This window comes from Desulfobacter curvatus DSM 3379 (assembly GCF_000373985.1).
In the GTDB taxonomy this organism is placed as follows: domain Bacteria; phylum Desulfobacterota; class Desulfobacteria; order Desulfobacterales; family Desulfobacteraceae; genus Desulfobacter; species Desulfobacter curvatus.
Genome location: NZ_KB893081.1, coordinates 23,380 through 40,345 on the forward strand (window position 1 = coordinate 23,380; position 16,966 = coordinate 40,345).

The 16,966-nt window shown below is 45.9% G+C and carries 15 protein-coding genes; 2 read left to right on the forward strand and 13 right to left on the reverse strand.

Features of this window, described 5'->3' with window-relative positions:
- Positions 1-12: 12 nt before the first annotated feature.
- From rsmH to B147_RS0119020, 8 genes are all read right to left on the reverse strand, one after another.
- On the reverse strand, positions 13-951 hold the full coding sequence (gene rsmH, locus B147_RS0118985; protein ID WP_020588790.1) for a 16S rRNA (cytosine(1402)-N(4))-methyltransferase RsmH: 939 nt from the start codon (positions 949-951) through the stop codon (positions 13-15).
- Between the two features lies 1 nt (position 952).
- On the reverse strand, positions 953-1,393 hold the full coding sequence (gene mraZ, locus B147_RS0118990) for a division/cell wall cluster transcriptional repressor MraZ (protein WP_020588791.1): 441 nt from the start codon (positions 1,391-1,393) through the stop codon (positions 953-955).
- A 342-nt stretch (positions 1,394-1,735) separates the two neighbouring features.
- Positions 1,736-2,455 (reverse strand): lysophospholipid acyltransferase family protein, encoded by a 720-nt coding sequence (locus tag B147_RS0118995; RefSeq protein ID WP_020588792.1) that lies wholly within the window; start codon positions 2,453-2,455, stop codon positions 1,736-1,738.
- Positions 2,452-3,453: a DUF4340 domain-containing protein gene (locus B147_RS0119000; protein ID WP_020588793.1), complete on the reverse strand. Its 1,002-nt coding sequence runs from the start codon at positions 3,451-3,453 to the stop codon at positions 2,452-2,454. The genes B147_RS0118995 and B147_RS0119000 overlap by 4 nt, the downstream gene beginning before the upstream one ends.
- A gap of 16 nt (positions 3,454-3,469) precedes the next feature.
- On the reverse strand, positions 3,470-5,653 hold the full coding sequence (locus B147_RS0119005) for a Gldg family protein (RefSeq protein ID WP_020588794.1): 2,184 nt from the start codon (positions 5,651-5,653) through the stop codon (positions 3,470-3,472).
- Positions 5,654-5,662: 9 nt separating this feature from the next.
- Positions 5,663-6,367, reverse strand: coding sequence for an ABC-2 transporter permease (locus B147_RS0119010; protein ID WP_020588795.1), 705 nt, complete (start codon positions 6,365-6,367; stop codon positions 5,663-5,665).
- Positions 6,368-6,370: 3 nt separating this feature from the next.
- Entirely contained in the window at positions 6,371-7,315 is a 945-nt protein-coding gene (locus B147_RS0119015; RefSeq protein ID WP_020588796.1) for an ABC transporter ATP-binding protein, read from the reverse strand.
- Between the two features lie 9 nt (positions 7,316-7,324).
- Entirely contained in the window at positions 7,325-7,900 is a 576-nt protein-coding gene (locus B147_RS0119020; RefSeq protein WP_020588797.1) for a hypothetical protein, read from the reverse strand.
- Positions 7,901-8,156: 256 nt separating this feature from the next.
- Here B147_RS0119020 and B147_RS0119025 point away from each other — a divergent pair, with 256 nt between their 5' ends.
- Positions 8,157-8,729: a Uma2 family endonuclease gene (locus tag B147_RS0119025; RefSeq protein WP_020588798.1), complete on the forward strand. Its 573-nt coding sequence runs from the start codon at positions 8,157-8,159 to the stop codon at positions 8,727-8,729.
- A gap of 54 nt (positions 8,730-8,783) precedes the next feature.
- Here the strand turns inward: B147_RS0119025 and B147_RS0119030 are convergent, their stop codons facing one another.
- From B147_RS0119030 to B147_RS0119050, 5 genes are all read right to left on the reverse strand, one after another.
- The gene (locus B147_RS0119030; protein WP_020588799.1) at positions 8,784-9,179 is read right to left on the reverse strand and encodes a hypothetical protein; all 396 of its coding nucleotides are present in this window, start codon (positions 9,177-9,179) and stop codon (positions 8,784-8,786) included.
- Between the two features lie 46 nt (positions 9,180-9,225).
- Positions 9,226-10,041: a YdcF family protein gene (locus B147_RS0119035; protein WP_020588800.1), complete on the reverse strand. Its 816-nt coding sequence runs from the start codon at positions 10,039-10,041 to the stop codon at positions 9,226-9,228.
- A gap of 50 nt (positions 10,042-10,091) precedes the next feature.
- The gene (locus B147_RS0119040; RefSeq protein WP_020588801.1) at positions 10,092-10,832 is read right to left on the reverse strand and encodes a PEP-CTERM/exosortase system-associated acyltransferase; all 741 of its coding nucleotides are present in this window, start codon (positions 10,830-10,832) and stop codon (positions 10,092-10,094) included.
- 110 nt (positions 10,833-10,942) lie between these two features.
- Positions 10,943-13,207 (reverse strand): tetratricopeptide repeat protein, encoded by a 2,265-nt coding sequence (locus B147_RS0119045; RefSeq protein ID WP_245569058.1) that lies wholly within the window; start codon positions 13,205-13,207, stop codon positions 10,943-10,945.
- 65 nt (positions 13,208-13,272) lie between these two features.
- Entirely contained in the window at positions 13,273-14,127 is an 855-nt protein-coding gene (locus B147_RS0119050) for a hypothetical protein (RefSeq protein WP_245569059.1), read from the reverse strand.
- A gap of 124 nt (positions 14,128-14,251) precedes the next feature.
- Between B147_RS0119050 and B147_RS0119055 the strand changes: the two genes are divergently transcribed.
- A complete protein-coding gene (locus B147_RS0119055; protein ID WP_020588804.1) occupies positions 14,252-16,540 on the forward strand; it encodes a tetratricopeptide repeat protein in 2,289 nt (762 codons plus the stop codon).
- The last annotated feature ends 426 nt before the right edge of the window (positions 16,541-16,966 follow it).

Genomic DNA, 16,966 nt, shown 5'->3' on the forward strand with positions numbered 1-16,966 from the left:
GATTGCCTTTTTTTATATTTTTTGCGCCACCCGCAGCTTGGCGCTTCTTGCCATGGGGTTTGCTTTAAGTTCGTCAGCATCCGCTGTCACCGGTTTCCGGGTAACGGATTCCATTTGTTTTACAAATCCACATATACATTGGGGAAATTGCCTTGGGCAGGTGCATCCGTTTTCAAAGGCGCGCAACCGCTGTTTGACAATACGGTCTTCCAGGGAGTGAAAGGAGATGATGCTGATACGCCCACCTTTGACCAGCATGGAGGGAACCGCCTGCATGAATGTTTCCAGGCGTTCAAGCTCCCGGTTGACTGCAATGCGCAAGGCCTGGAACACCCGGGTGGCCGGATGAATTTTTTGTTTTGCCTTGGCCCGGGCGGGCATGGCTTTCTCAATGACCGCGGCTAACTCAAGGCTGGTGGCAATGGGGGCACAAGCCCTTTTTTCAATGATTGCCCTTGCCATGCGCCTTGAAAAGCGTTCTTCTCCGTATGTGAAAAAAATATCAGCCAATTGTTTTTCCGAATAGGTATTCACCACCTGGTGTGCGGTTAACGAATTGCGGACATCCATCCGCATATCCAATGGTTCGTCTTTTTTAAAACTGAACCCCCGTTTGCTTTGGGTCAACTGGTTGAGTGAAAAGCCCAGATCAAGAAGGATGCTGTTAACCCCGTTTATGCCGGCATCTTTGAGAATGTCGGGGAGATCACTGAAGTTGTTATGGTACAGCCGGACATTGTCCCCGAAAGGATGAAATAACTTTCGGGCGTTGGTAATGGCATCCATGTCCTGGTCAATGCCGATGAGCAACCCTTCGGAACCTATGGCTTTGAGCGTTGCCATGGCGTGCCCGCATCCGCCGAGGGTGCAGTCCACGCATATGTCTCCGGGTTTCAGGTTTTGATACGCATGCACCTGATTCGGCATGACGGAGGTATGTTCGAAACCCATATTATAACCCTATGGAAGCAATTTCTTCTTTGACGTCCTCCCGCTCAAGCTCTTGCTCCATTTTCTTCTGTTCCTGCTCCCATTTTTCTTTGGCCCATATTTCAAACCGGTCCAGGACACCCACAAGAACAACCTCTTTGTCTATCTGTGCATAGGTTCTTAAATTTTGGGGGATCAAAATTCTGTCTTGTTTGTCGCATTTCAGTGGACAGGCATTGCCCAGAAAAAAACGTTTAAACCTCTGCATGGCTGCGGTGTTTACCGTTCTTAAACGGTCCTCAACAGCTTTCCATTCGCTGCAGGTAAAGGCGTAGATGCAGCCGTCTTTGATTGTGACCACAATCCCGTACTCCTCCTCCTCCTTGAGCACCTTTCTGAATCGTGCCGGGATAATGAGTCTTCCTTTGTCATCAATTGTGTGACAGGAACTGGATTGGAACACTTGAGTGGCCTTTTTTTAATAGAATACTGCACCCACTTTGCACCCACCTTGCTGCCACTTTTACGAAAAATATGAAAGAAGTCAAGCTAAAAAATAAATAATTTAAAAAAAATATAGGGAGAAACAAAAGAGTAATAATACATCTGATTGAAAAAATTGATGGGGAATAAATTTAAAATTTTAAGTGAAAATAGATGGTTAGGTTGAACGGTTTTTTTGTGTATTGGATTTGGAATTTAATATTTATATTGAATATTCAATGTGGGGGGTGGTTGTGTGGAGGATTGTGGGTGGGATTTGTGGGGCGATGTGGGGCGGCGAATTACGGTAAACCGGAAAAAACTAAAGGGGCCCGGCAACGGTCCGGTGGATTTGATCAATCTTTTTGTTCAGTTCCGTTTTGCTGCAGTTTGGGATATGCACTGGGGGGTGGATGATAAGATTCACCGTGCCCGGCATAAGATCAAGGGTGTCAGAGGGGAGGATCTGTTCTGAATTTTTAATGCTTACCGGCAAAACAGGCAGTCCTGAATTCATGGCAAAGACAAACGCTCCTTTTTTAAAAGGCAGAAGATTCCCCCTGGATCTTGTCCCTTCGGCGAAAAAAAGGACGCTGGCCTTGTCCGACAACCTTTTTTTTGCCGTTTTGATGGATTCCACGGCAGCCTGCCCATTGGACCTGTTTACATATATACAGCCGAGAAATGTGCAGGCGGTGCCGAAAATCGGAATTTTTTTAAGCTCCATTTTCATCACCCATTTGATGGTGAGCCCTGTAAATCCTTGTAGCACGGGGATATCCACCATGCTTTTGTGGTTGGCTACCACCACATAGGATGATTTTGGATCATAATTTTGTCTGCCCTGGATTTTGACCCGTATGGGCGCAATGACACAGAATATTCTGGCCCAGGTCACGGCCAGCACATCCGCCTTGTCCGGGCCGAAAACAGCCCCCACAACGATGCAACCCAGCGCCATGACCAGGGTGTTTAAAGCCATACCCGGGATTACAACAATCCATTTATAGGGCTGATAAGCTATTTTGAATAAAGTGTTCACTCCTTGCCGGATTCAGTAGTGTCCTGTTGTTCAATTCCCAGAAGTTTATCCATGTACCTACCAATATCTTCAGTTTTATAGCTGGTCAGGGTGAAGGCATAAGGCGTATATGAACACGATCCTTCCACATCCTGGTTGTCATTTTTGTTGAACAGATTTAAAACAAAAGTTTTGTCGTTTTCAAGTGAAATTTTACATGTAGGCTTTATTTCCTTTAATCGGGCAGCCTTGTCATCATCCATAAAGTCCTGGCATTCAAGCGTTGACAAAGATGACAGAAGATCAGATACGGTTTTTTGATCCACAACAGCACCCTTTTCATTTTTCCAGCTCGCTTTTTCAGGGGCCGTTTTTTCCGCGGTTAAAGTCTTTTGGGGTTCTTCTTTTTTCTGGTCCGGTTTTTCAGACGCCAGCGTTTTTACCAGGGTGACGGCTTTTCCCTGCTTTTCCAGTGTGATCTTTTTCATGCTGTCCGGGTCAAATCTAAGCACTGTTTTGTCCCTGAAATCCGCCGCCGCTTTGTCAAACTTATTTTTGAAATTGCCGTTGGCCTGGTATACGGTCCGGTCCTTGTCATCCAGATAGATAAATGTATGGTTGTAGCTCGGCGCGGTTTTACCGATGACAAAGCTGCGCACCACCTCTTTTTCGGCCAGGGCCTTTACCTTTACGGCATGGGTATCGTCCAGTTCATACCTTGCAAGATCCTTGGCCTCGGATACAAGGGCGGATAGTTTTATCTCCTTTAAGGTGTCAAGCATCTGCTTTATGTCATCGGGGGTTGCCGGAAATTTTTTATCCGTGACGGTCCAGCCCTTCTTTGTTTTGTTAAGGACCACCAGGCGGTCAGCCTTCGAAATTTCCACCCGGTCGATGCGGGCCGTATCCACCTGGGGAATCGTTGGCAGTTCATAATGAACCTGGTCAGTTTTTTTTAGGCCGAGATAGGCTCCTAGGCCGATAATCAGGATGATTAAAATTATATATTCTTTTTTCATTATTTTTCCTCCCAACTCAACCAAACATATGTTCAATTTTTTTCTTTTTCATACGTCTAAAAAACAAGACGCCCAGGCCAAACAGGAAAACCAGGACAGAAAGCCCTATGATATTGAATCCCTTAATGATGCTTTTTGTCAACGGATCAGTCTCTGCAATGGGGTTTAAGGTCTGCTGCTTGCTCCTTAAAATCGCTGTGCCGTCATCGCCGTTGAGGTGGTCTATGGCGTTGAGCAGGAAGGTGGCATTGGTGGTGCGGCCTTGTTCGTCCAGCATGTTGTCGTGGAGCATCTGGGCGCATCCGAGCACAAATATTTTAGCCGGTGCTGATGTTTCGACCATGCGGTTGGCGGCTTTCAGTCCTTCAAAGTTTTTGACCGGCGCGTCAGAGGGTTGGGGGCCTTCAAGGTTGTCTTCGTCTTGGGTTTCGGTCTCTCCGGCTTCCTTTTCAGGGACAGGTTTGTCTTTAAAATAAGATGTAAACTGTCCTTCCAACAGATATGCCAGATCATAGGTAGACAGATCCTTATCTGAGGAGGGCGGACTTAAAAACATGGGATTCAGGTTAATGTTGTTTTCCATAAGCCATGCCTGGTCAGATGAGGATAAAAGACGCACGGCACTGACCTTTGTCTCGTCCTGGCCACCCTTGACATGCTTGACCGGGGAGATCTGCATGGCCACCAGACCTTTGATATTTTTCATGAACACAGGATCGTTGTTGATGGCATCTTCCTTGATCACCGGGGCAAAGTAAATGGTCTGCTCTCCGCCGCCCTGGGACTGGGGCATTTGCTGTTTATACGCATTTTTGTCCAGCACATAGGCTTTTTGGATCTCCACGCCATAGTGGACTAAAAGCTTTTCAAGACCAGTGTCAATGGGGGCGAAGGAGGGCATGCCCATCATACCGCCCCGGCCTTGCTGCTCTTCAAATGCGTCGGCGAAAACGGCAATATTGGTGCCCTTCATCAGGGCCTGGTCGATCTGAAACAGTTCATAATCTGAAAAATGTTGGGTGGGTTTGGCAATGATCAGGCAATTGAGCCCCTCGGGAATGCCCTCATCTTTAAGGGGAATCTGTTTGATATTGTATCTTGATCCCACAAGCTGATCAAAAACGGCAAGACCGTTTCCGGCCCGGCCCTGCATCATGGCCATGCGGTCCGGTCCAAGGGCAGGGCAGCCATGATCGGACAGATACCCGATATCCTTGTTGATGCCGATCAGTTTTTCCATGACCGCCGTAATTTGTTCACCAAGTCCCTGGGGGTCCGCCATCTGATAGGTGGTGCCGATGATGGGGATCTCCACTGCCGAGATCAGGGGTAATGTCTGGCTGTTGCCTTTATATTCCACCACAAGACCGGCTGTGCCTGCACCTGCCTTGATATTTTTTTGGGGTACATCAGGCCAGTGCATGGCCATAAGATCATATTTTTTTGCGACCTTTTCAAGTTCGTCCGGATCTGAGATATCCTTACGTTCAAACTGGAAAATACCCAGGTTTTTGCTGTTCAGTTTTTCCACAGCCGCTGCTACCTCATCACCAAGATGCGGAAGCGCGTCCAACCCGATCAACGGCGCGATAGCATTGAGCCCGGAAGACATATACATGGTGATATTGATTTTATCGGTCTGGCGCAAGAGCGCGGATACCTTGTTGTTCAGCTTGCAGATGGCGCTGGTCAATTCGTATTCCAGGCCGTCCGTGGCGGTGATGGCCGGGATTTTTTCGATGAGGTCCCCATGCAGAATTACCAGGCCCATGTAAGCGTTTTTAAATTTGAGTTCATCATTTTCCATCACCCTGATCTGGACCGGTGATATGCCATAATCCCGGGCCATTTCACGGTTCTGGTTCGCCTGGTCCCCCATGTCGGTTTCCTGGGATACATTATAAAAAGTAAAGTTAAAATACCGTCCGGCCTGGGCTGCGTATTCCGTGAGCAGGTCCCTTAAATACCGTTCCGTATTATTGTGGGGGGCGGGCAGGTTTTTTGAGAAAAATACTTTGATGTTCAACGGTTCGGACAGGGTGGAAACGGCCTGCTTGCTGGCATCGGACAGGGAGTAGATCCGGTTGGCTGTCAGATCAAACCTGAAAAACAGGCTTAATCCCGCCACATTCAACAGCACGATAACCACTGCGTACAGGATAAATTTCAGATAATATTCTTTAAGGAAAGGCTTGCCCATGGTGACTCCTTAATTTTTTTCTTTCATGGCAATGTCGGTTGAGAAAATGAAAATAAAGATCACGGATGCAAAGTAAATCAGGTCCCTTGAATCAATGATGCCCTTGGAGATGTTTGTGAAATGGGCATTGGCGCCAAGATATTCCACAACCGGCACCAGACGTTCGGGAACAAAAAACAGCATCCGGTCAATAATGGTCAGGGTAAAACAAATGGCGCACCCGATAATAAATGCGATGATTTGGTTGCGGGTCAACGCCGAGGCAAACAGCCCGATGCTGCAATAGGCACCGCCAAGAAGAACCGCCCCGATATATCCACCGGCCACAGGCCCTATGTCCACATTTCCGATAAAGGAGATGAACAGCGGGTAGGAGAGGGTGGGCAGAAGCATGGCCGCGGCAAAGGCACTTGCTGCAAAAAATTTGCCCAGGGCAATATGGGTAAAGGAGACCGGCATGGTCAAAAGGCTTTCATAGGAGCCCACGTTTTTCTCTTCGGCAAACAGGCGCATGGTCACGGCTGGAATAAAAAAGGAGAAAGTTATGGGCAGCAGGGTGAAAAAGTCCCTTAGGTCTGCACGTCCGTAAATAAAAAAGGTGGAAAAGAAAAACCACCCCGTCACAATGAGAAAAAGGGAAATAACAATGTACGCAATGGGTGAGATGAAATAATCCTTAAATTCCTTTAAGGCGATGGTTTTGATGGGTGTCATGTGTTAAGCGCCCTCCCGTGTCAGTTCGTGGAAGATTTCTTCAAGGGCTAAGGATTGTCTTGCAAGTTCGGTGATGATCCAGTCGGTTTTTTTAATGGACAGGTAAAGATCCTGGCGGATATCTTTATCTTCCTTGCAGCACAGTTCAAAGCTTATGCCTTCACTTGCCGGGGTGTCTGTCACAGTGATGTCAAGGCTTGCATCAAAGGCTTTAAGATGGTCAAGGGCTGCCGTTATCTCCGCATTTTGCAGCGTCAAGCGGACTACGCTGCGGTGCCGGGCGTTTTGTTTTAACTGCTCGGTGCCGGCGTCGGCCACTTTTTTGCCCTTGTTGATGATGGCAATCCGGTCGCAGGTGGCTTCGGCCTCGGAAAGGATATGGGTGGAAAAGATAATGGTTTTTTCCCTGCCGATGCCTTTGATGATATCACGGATCTCTGCGATCTGGTTGGGGTCAAGACCCGAAGTGGGTTCGTCAAGGATCAGGATATCCGGGTCGGACATCATGGCATGGGCCAACCCCACCCGCTGGCGAAGGCCCTTGGACAGATTGCCGATGGGCTTGGCCATGATACCGGACAGCCCGCACAGCCTGCCTAATTCCCTGAACCGGGACAGCCTGTGCTCAGGGTCATTCATCCCTTTAAGCCGTGCCACGTAATCCAGGTAATCATATACCAGCATATTGTGGTACAACGGCGCGGATTCGGGCAGATATCCGATCATGGATTTTATTTTCAAGGTGTCTTCCGGCATTTTAAGGTCATTGATCCTGATGGTGCCGGATGTGGGGGTATAAAACCCGGTGAGCATTCTCAATGTGGTTGTTTTGCCTGCCCCGTTGGGGCCGAGAAGGCCAAGTATCCGGCCCGGTTCAACGGTGAGGCTGATGCCGTCCACCGCACAGAACTCACCGTAATACTTGGTCAGGTTCTGAACATCAATCAATGTCTTCTCCTAGAAATCTTCAAGTACTTTGCTTTTATCAAGGAACGCATCCACGTCCTCTGCTGTTCGTTTCATTTGATCTATCAGTTTTTCAAGATGTCGGCAAAAAGGGTCGTCTTCGCCTAGAGTCAGTGCCGATTCCCGGTAAAGTGAACGAAAGTCGTTGAAACGGCGCTTCAGATTACCGGCCAGTTTTTTTCGTTCTTCATGCTTGATTTTTTCAGACTGGATAACGGATTCCAGTTTTTTGATGGAATACTCAACAAGCGCATCCCGGGGCATACTATAGGTTTCGGAGATGGCCGTCAATGCCTCAATGGTTCTGCGGCTGAGCACAAAGGTTTTCTGCTTTCTGTCCAGCTGTCTGAACTTGCGTATCCGGATGGTCTGGGCCAGCTGGTCCAAGGCCGCATGGTCTTCAATGATGTGATCAAACAAGGATTTTTGTTTGATACCCATGTGGACGGCCACAAGGCCAATGGCATCAATGGCTTTCTGGGAAAGTTTGAATGTTGCCCTGACCGATTGTTTGCCCCTTAAATCAAACATGGATAGTTCGGCAAAGGGGTCCTTGGATTTCGCCATGTTTTCTCCTTTTCAGGACACCGTATTATTGCAGGGTGACGGTCCGAAAAAGTAATGCAAATTTATTATGGCCGCGTATGTTAGCGTAAACGGTCGATCGGATCAATAATTAATACCTGGATAACCAAAATGTAATTTAGATGCTGTTGACAAGAAATTTTTTAAAATATTGGGATACCCAAGAAAGCCGGACTGTTATAATATAATATAGCAAGACGATCACTGGGTAAACCAAGCACCGAAACAGGAGAGATCGATGACTGCACAGCCCCAAGATAAAAATAATATGACGCCGGCTGAATATCTGGCTATGGAAAGAGGTTCTTTAGATATTAAGCATGAATTTTTTGACGGTGAAATTTTTGCTATGGTTGGCGCTAAAATAAACCATGTCCGTATCAATGCAAATCTTACAGGGGAATTAAGAAATCATTTTAAAGGAAATAAGTCTCCTTGTGAAGTACTTCCCAACGACATGCGGGTAAAAATTGAGAATGGCTATGTCTATCCGGATATTGTGATTTCTTGTGGTGAAGTAAAATTTGAAGATAATGAATTTGACACGCTAATAAACCCGGTTGTCATTATGGAAATTCTTTCAGATTCAACAGAAGCCTTTGATCGAGGAAAAAAGTTTGCTTATTACCGGGCAATTTCAACACTTCAAGAGTACCTTCTTGTCTCTCAAGACGAATATCATGTTGAGCAATTTATACGTCGTGATAACGGCAAATGGGAATATTGTTCGTATAAAGGTATAGATCAGGCCCTAAAAATAGAATCCGTTAATTGTGAGTTGCCGTTATCTGAGATTTATTGGGGTGTTTGACTATGACAGAATCATTTATACTGGATTTTCCTGTCTTGTCAGGGCGCTAAAGGTTCAAAGGATTCTGCCGGTATTACGCTCCACACGTATGGCCCGGTCATCATACAGACGTTCCATGTAAAAATCTTTCACATTGGTGATTTCCAGGTCGGGCAGCCCGTTCCGGGTCATCCAGGCCCGGATTTTTTGAATCTGAGCAGGGTCACAGGCCCGGGCCGTAAAAATTTTGACCCGGATGCCGTTGTCCACCATACGGCGAACCATATCAACCATGGCCGGTATGGGGGCTCCGATGCGGTCAAGGGTTGAGGTTTCGTTCCAGACCGCCAGGGTGCCGTCCAGATCCACGCCGTACCAGGGGCCGGGGGAGGCTGTAACTGATTCAGCGATCGTATTACCGGACGAATTTTGAACAATGTTTGCTAAAATTTTTTTTATGGTCGAGAGCATGACGCCTTCCCCATTGTTGAGAATTTAATTTGCCGAGATGCAGCACTTACCACCCGGAGGTAGTAGATGGAAAAAGAGTGTTGGTTTTACCTGTGATATAATAGGCTGCAAGCCCGGTCCATTCAGATGTCGCCGTGACCAGCCTCCCCAGGTTCCCGGAAAAATTAAGAGTTAGCTTTATTTCTCCGTCAGGCCGGGTAAGATGATCCACTGGATAGGGGATCACAGGCCAGCCAAGTCGGTTAAACACCCCGACAGACCGGGGCATGTGCGCGGCCGTAGTCACAAGCACCCAAGCCTGGCCGGGTCCAGGATGCACAAGAGCCTTTGAAAACAACCCGTTTTCATAAGTGTTTCGGGATCGGTCCTCAAATATCATGCCGGAGATATCCAGGCCCATATTCATAAAAACCTGCCGCGCCGTATTTGCATCTTTCCATTCCTGGTGCATAGGACTTCCGGAGCCGCCGGTAAAAAGATGCACTGCATCCGGATATGTTCTGACAAGACGGGTAAATCCGATATATCGGTCTGCGGCATCGTTTATTTCGGGCTGATGCCACATCTGGGTCAAAAAATTGTTTTCCGACCCGCCAAGCATGATAATACCATCCACTTTTTCCGGCAGGGCCGGGTTTGTTGGAAATCTGTGTTCCAGAGGAGCCAAAAGAAGGGTTCCCAAAGGGAAAACAGTGATGGCGATCATCGATAAAACCACACACGAAAGCATCCATTTTGCCTTTTTCACGGCCCCTGAAAACCAGAATATCATTCCCATTACGGCAAAAGCAACCAAAAGAAAATCCGGGCGGACGACCATCCAGATCAGCTTGGACAACCAGAAAAACAATGAGTCTGTCATACTCAAACAACTCCGGAGCAATTAAAATGAACTGTAGAATATCCGATAAATCAAATATCCGGCCGATACTCGTCTTCCAGCCCGGTAAGCATAAGGTCATACATGCCTGCATCGGTTTGCTTCAGGTTCACCAGCAGTTCATGAATATCTGCAAAATAGGGAATCCTCTCACCATGATATTGTACAGGCGCGCCGATTTGATGGAATAGAAATCCATATTTTTTCAAGGCATAGAATAATTTTTTCTCAGTGATCATGTACCAATGGGTCAGTCCCTGTCTCAAACTTTCCTGAAACATGACCTGGTAAAGTCCTATAACAATGATAGGATTTTTTCTGCCCTCCATCTCTTTGGGGATGGTCCCATCATCGGGCAGAACGCCACCTTCCTTTTTTTTAAGGTAAGACTCCACACCATACATGCCGTCCTCTTTACGTCGCCTGAGGTCTTGGGTTACCGTAAGTCTGGAAATTTCGCCGATTTTCTCCGGCTCAGGTTTTTTACCTGGAATATTTAATGGCGTGGCATGTTCAATGGGGAACCCTTTGTCTGAGTGCCGAACGAGTCGTATGGTACCGACCACGGAATCCGTTTCATTCAGGCAGGCAAAATGGATGGATTCTTTTTCATACTCGTCTGTTTCCAGGCCACCGGGATGGTCAGCCTTATCTTCAAACCCGAACTCATCCACATATACTTCATACCTCATACGAAAGGTATCTTTTAACACATCATCATCTATGACTTGACCAAACCGGAATCTGTCGTAGGTAATACTTTTGATGATCATTTTATTTTTCCTGTATTGTTCTTTTTTAGGATAATCCTATCGTGAATTTTTTAGCATTGCTTGTTAAGCGCTTTCTCTTGAGAATATAACTTTGCTGTAGCTGTCTAAAATTAATCCATATTGCTCCAGTCCGGTTTTAAGATATCTTCATCCTCGTCAGTTAGCGAAGGCGTTTGAAAATTTAAATCCAGGGCAGGGGCAGCCTTGGGATTAAATATGAGATTTCCTACCTCATCATCTTTTGAGACTTTTTCCCCGTTTAATCCTGCGAGCAGATTTTCGGCATCATCCCTGTGTCTTGTATCAAGTGAATCAAATCCCAGGGCTGATTCCAGTTTTGTTTTGGCCTGAAAGAGTTTTCCCCGTCGGTATAGTACCATGCCCTGGTGATACTGGATCATTCCGTTTTTAGGCATCAATGCTTCTGCCTGCTCCAGCATCCATTCCGCCTGGGAGTAAATTTTTTTATGGTAATAGGCCCATCCGAGGGTATCCATGAGCCATGCTTCGCCAGGCAACCTGTCATACGCGGTTCTTGCCAGATCAAGGGCCCGGTCAAACTCTTTCTCTTCTTCCAGCAGCAGCCAGGCCAGATTTCCTTTAATTTTTGGATGATCTGGGAAAGACGTCAGTGCCCGTTCAAGCACATGTATGGCGTCTGAGATCCTCTGTTTTTGCACAAAATATTCTGACAGCTTAAGCCATCCACCAACAAACTGCGGCAGCTTTGTTGTGCATTCAATTAATGTTTTTTCAACATCGTCCTTTTGCCCGGCCGCTTCAAAAAGCGCTGCCTGTAAAAGAAAAATTTGGCCAGAAATATTTTTTCCCGCCAAGACTTTGTTTATATAGGCTTGGCATCGGATATAGTCTTTTAGCCCAAGACAAATCTTTGCCTTTACATAATAAACCCCCGGATTCGCATCATGATCCACCAACGCATCTATCTTTTCAAGGATTCTCCATATCTGATTCTGATTTGAAGCGAGCCGGGCGTAAGCATACAAGGCCGGATACATGACGGGCACATCTTCAAGCACTTGCTGGTAAGCTTTCAGCGCCGGCTGCACCACTCCTTGTGATTCAAAGGCCTGCCCCAGAAAAAAGAGGGTTGACGCATCGCCTTCCAGGAACCATGACTTAGACAAAAAATCTATAGCCCCGGAAGTATCCCCGCGGCCAAGGGCACACAGCCCTTTGATTTTCCAGGCTTGGGCACTGGAAGAATCCTGGTCTATAAACCGATCCGCATACTGGTCTGCCAGGCCGTAATTCCCGCGCTTATAATTCAGCGCAGCCATGGCAAATATGGATTCAGTGTGATCAGGGTCCAGCATCAACGCTTGAATAAATGCTTTTTCCGCCAATTTGCCCTGCCCCCCGGCAAAATAGGCTACGCCCAGTAGATAATGGGCGGACACAAGGCCGTAGTTTTTGTCCAATGCGGTTTTCAGATATGAAACGGCGTGGGAATATCGTCCTTTGAATAACCAGAATTTTCCCATCAGCAGATGATACCCCGGTGCATCCTTGCTTGTCTGCCCAAGCTGTGCCAACAGCTCTTCTGTCTCGGCCATGTCTTCAAGCGTAAGATAAAAATCGGCCAGCATCATTTTTAATCCGGTATTTTCGGGATGCTCGACCACTATTTTTTTTAGATAGGCCGCCGCCTTTTTTACCTTCCCGGCAACACGATAAAATAGGCAAAGCCGGGTTTTAAATTCAAGGTTTCCTGGATCTGAATCCACCGCCATAAGGAAATACCGTTCCGCCCTGGTGTTATTTCCGGCAAGGACATAGTAGTCTGCAGCAAGCATGAGATCCATGGGGGCTTTAATGTCCTGGGTTCGGCAAAAGGTGACCAGCCGTTCCGCCTCAAAAGTCTTTTTTTGTTCTTGAAAACAGATAGCCAACTTTAGTTTGGGACGGATGCGGCCGGGTAACAGCACGGCCGCTTTCTCATACGCCGCTTCTGCCGTTTTAAACTCTGCCTGGAGCATGGCGAGATCGCCGGAAAGCATTAAAAGATCAGGATTTGAGTCATGATACCTAAGAAGTTTTGACAACAAATTCCCCGCTGTTGCCGTATCCCCTCGGACTACTGCAATCCGGATAATTTGCTGTTGAATATCAATGTCTTCAGGGGTTTTCTCCAGGGCCTTTTTAAAACATATCTCAGCCCGATCCAGGTTGGATAATTTTAAATAAACGGTTCCCAATTTTTTATATAACTGGCCGGGTTGCCCTGACCGGTCCTTCGCCCGTATCCAGCATTGAAGTGCATCGGCGTAATCACCACGATCAAAAGCCTGGTCTCCCTTAATCTCAAAGGGAATATGGGGATTTGCATACTCCCAGATTAGAATTCCACCCACAAAAATTCCTGCAAGCAAAGCAGAAACCAAAAATCCTATGCATGCTATAGTTATTTTTTTGCTTTTCATCGCTTCACCACAATTGTACCGATCAGACCGATAACAGCTATAATTGCCGCCCAGGAAAGAATTTCAATTTTATTGTTTGCCAGATATCGAATTAGCTTCAGTCCAGAGGAAAAAATCCATGGTAGTTCCGTGTCCCGACCGTAATTTTTATGATAAGCGCCGGTTTTTCCCAGACTTTTCAAATAGTCATCTTTTAAATTCAACCTTCCATATTTTTCATGATCAGTCACTGAATTGCCCCTGCCTTTTTCCCCTGCCGGAATCGGCTGAAAATCGCGTCTGTCCTGAAGCAACGTCCCCTCTTTTCTGCCTGTCTGAAAAAGAATCACCTCTGCCATTTTCTTTTTCAGCACATCGGCAGGCGGCAAGTTTTCTGCATCAGGTGCCGGTTCGGCTTTTTTTCGGTTTTTTTCTGCTTCAAGATAGGGGATATTCAAGTCCTTTAACATCTCGGCATTTCTTTTTTGCTGTTCCTGATATTGTTTTATGATGTTTTTCAACCTGAGATTTGCCGCAACTTGGCGGTCAATGAGGGCTTGGACGTTTGTCACTGATGTGGATAACAAATTAAATGGGATATCAACTTTGAGTTCCCCGGCACTTGCCGGGAACGAATTTTGGGGAAAGGTTCTATAAAGGCGGATTTCTGGAGCAGCATCCGCCGCATTCGGCAGAAAGGCATAGGTTTTGGATACATTCTCCGCGCTCCGGGATGATTCAAAAACGGGACAATTTTCGCAATTGCCGGAGGAATGAAACCAGGCATAAGTTTTTCCCTGGGCCAAACACAAAAAGAACAGTGTCATCAGAATGTTTAAAACAAAATGCCGTGTCCGCATACGTCTTTTCATGCCCCTGGAATACAAGACTTTTTAGTTGACAATATCAAGCGTCCCATAATACAAATTGGTTTTAAAATTTAAGCGATACCATAAAGTATCTAAAAAAGCCAATTCACTTTAATAGAGGCTGCTCATGAAACCCTGTTCTAAAATTATATTAGTTGTTCTCATCACATTGATCACTTGTTCCGGATGCGCAAACAAGGACGAAAAAAAAGCCGCCCACATAAAAAAGGGCGACGAATACTTTGAAGCAAAAGAGTATAAAAAGGCTGAAATAGAATATAAGAACGCGGTCCAGATAGACAATAAAGATACGGTTCTGCTTTTAAAATTGGGCGATACCTTCATGAAAACAGGCCAGTTAAAAACGGCTTTTGCCCTCTACTCCGGCGTGGAAAAACTTGATTCGGAAAATATCGAAGCCTTGACCAGGCTGGCTCAATTTTATTTCCTGGATAGAAAACTGCCGGAGACTCAAGCCAGGATCGATAAAATTTTGAAGAAAGATCCCAAAAACCTGGTCGCTTTGTTTCTTAAGGGGCAAGTCCTGGTCAGAAAGAAGCAGATTGAAGATGCCCGGATTGTGTTTGAAAAACTTCTTGAAATCCAGGACGGGCATGTGGGAGCCTTGCATGCCATGGCTGCCATAAAAGCCGGTGAAAAAAAATTCGATGAGGCGGAAGCTTTTTTGATCAAAGCAGTGGAATCAAGCAAAAACAAGACAACGGCCAGAGCTGTCTTGGCTCAGTTCTATATCCAGCGAAAACAATTGGATAAAGCGGAGGAGCAATTAAGACTATCAGCGGCAGAGCATCCTGAAAATGCAGCGCATCAGATTCTCCTTGGAAATTTTTACCTGAAAACAAAAAATTTCCAAGAGGCTGAGACCGCTTTTAAAAAGGCGGTTAAGATACAGCCGGACACTCCCCGGACCATGGTTGTACTGGCCGGGTTCTATGACGTGACGGGCCAAAAGGATAAGGCCCTTGAATTGTACCGGAAAGCCGCATCCCTTGATTCTGAAGACAGCAATACTCAGATGATTTTGGCAAGATTCCTATACAGAGAGAAAAAAATTGATGAAGCAGAAAGCTTGGTCGCCGACATTCTCGAAAAACGGCCAAAGTTGTCGGATGCTATAATAATGAAAAGTGAAATTCTGATTTCTCAAAAAAAATATCAGAATGCACTCAATATCCTGATTACACTCGAAAAGGAAGAGCCAAAGGCTCACAGGGTTCAATATTTTAAAGGTCTTTGCTATATCGGGATGGGAGAGGCGGAGCAAGCGGCATCAGCTGTGTCCAAGGCAGTGGATTTGAAGCCGAATTATACCAAAGCAAGGCTGTTGCTGTCTGAAATCTATTTCCGCCAGCACTCCTATGATTACGCAGTAAATCAGGCCACTGCGGTAATTAAACTTGATCCTAAAGTCTATCGGGCTTATCTGCTTCGGGGTAACGCCTATATGGCCCTGAGGAAAATTAAGGAAGCTGAAAACGATTACAAAAAAATGATCGAAATCGACTCTGACAAATCAGTAGGTTATTACCGGCTCGCGTACTTAAAATCCGCCTTGAAGCAATTTGACCAGGCTGCTCCTTTGCTGGAAAAAGCCTGGTCACTGAACAATAAACTAGTTGACGTATTGACTCTAAGAGTCAGCAATGCCGTGGCCCAAAAAGAATTTGATCACGCCCATACCCTGTGTATTCAGCAGATGGATGTGTTCAAGGATAACAATCGCTTGAGGGCCTTTGTGCACGGCACCCGTGCAAAGATTTACTTGGCCCAGAATGACATAAAACAGGCAGAATCAGAACTGTTGAAAGCTATTGATCTTGCTCAGGATTATCTAAGCCCATACAGAATCTTGGCCGAAATATACTTGGCCCAGAGAAATATTGAGGGCGCAAAAAAACAATATCTGACCATGATTGAAAAAGACGATAAGTTGGCCCCGCCCCACATGCTGCTGGCCGTCCTTCTTGAAGCAGAAAATAAATTTGACGAGGCTGAAATCCATTATCGCAAAGCCCTTGAAATCAATCCTAACTATGCAGCAGCCGCCAATAACCTGTCGTTTTATCTGGCAAGCCGAACAGATAAGTTTGACGAGGCCCTGGCCCTGGCAAAAATAGCTAAGGCTCATTATCCCGAAGATCCGAGCGTCATGGATACCATAGGATTTGCCTACTACAAAAAAGGGCTGTATGGCAATGCCGTTGCCGAATTCCAGGACAGCCTTGAAAAACAACCAAAGAATGCCGTGGTTCGCTACCACTTAGGCCTGGCTTATTACGAAAAAGGGGAAAAAAAGAAGGCGCAGAAAGAGTTGTCAAAAGCCTTAGAGCTTAATAAAGATTTTTCCGGGGCTCGGGATGCGGAAAAGTTAATAGAAAAGATAGATAAGGGATGATGTCTGCTTTTTTACCGTAAAACGGCTTTATAAATTAGAGGGGGCCCTTGTTGTGTTTCAGAGTCGTATATTGGTAACTTGAGAGTCTAAAGTTCTTATCGATGAATAGTTGAAAAATGTCAATTTTTATTTTACGTACTCANATTTTAATCAAACAGGCTATAGACAGAGAAATGTACGCGCCCTTAATGGTATGTAAATATTATTTGACATACGTATTTTAATCTATTATCCTGCTCATAAAACCCCAGTAAGTGGAGGATAATGTATGGATCAATTTAAAGAATATCTTCAATTTAAAAAGGAAGTTGCCCAAGCAACACTCAAAATCATCGACCAGTTTCAACAAACAGATAGCAACACTCAAAAAAAACGTACGTCAAATATCGATATAGCCTTTGACGTACTACGGTCGTCAGATCATCC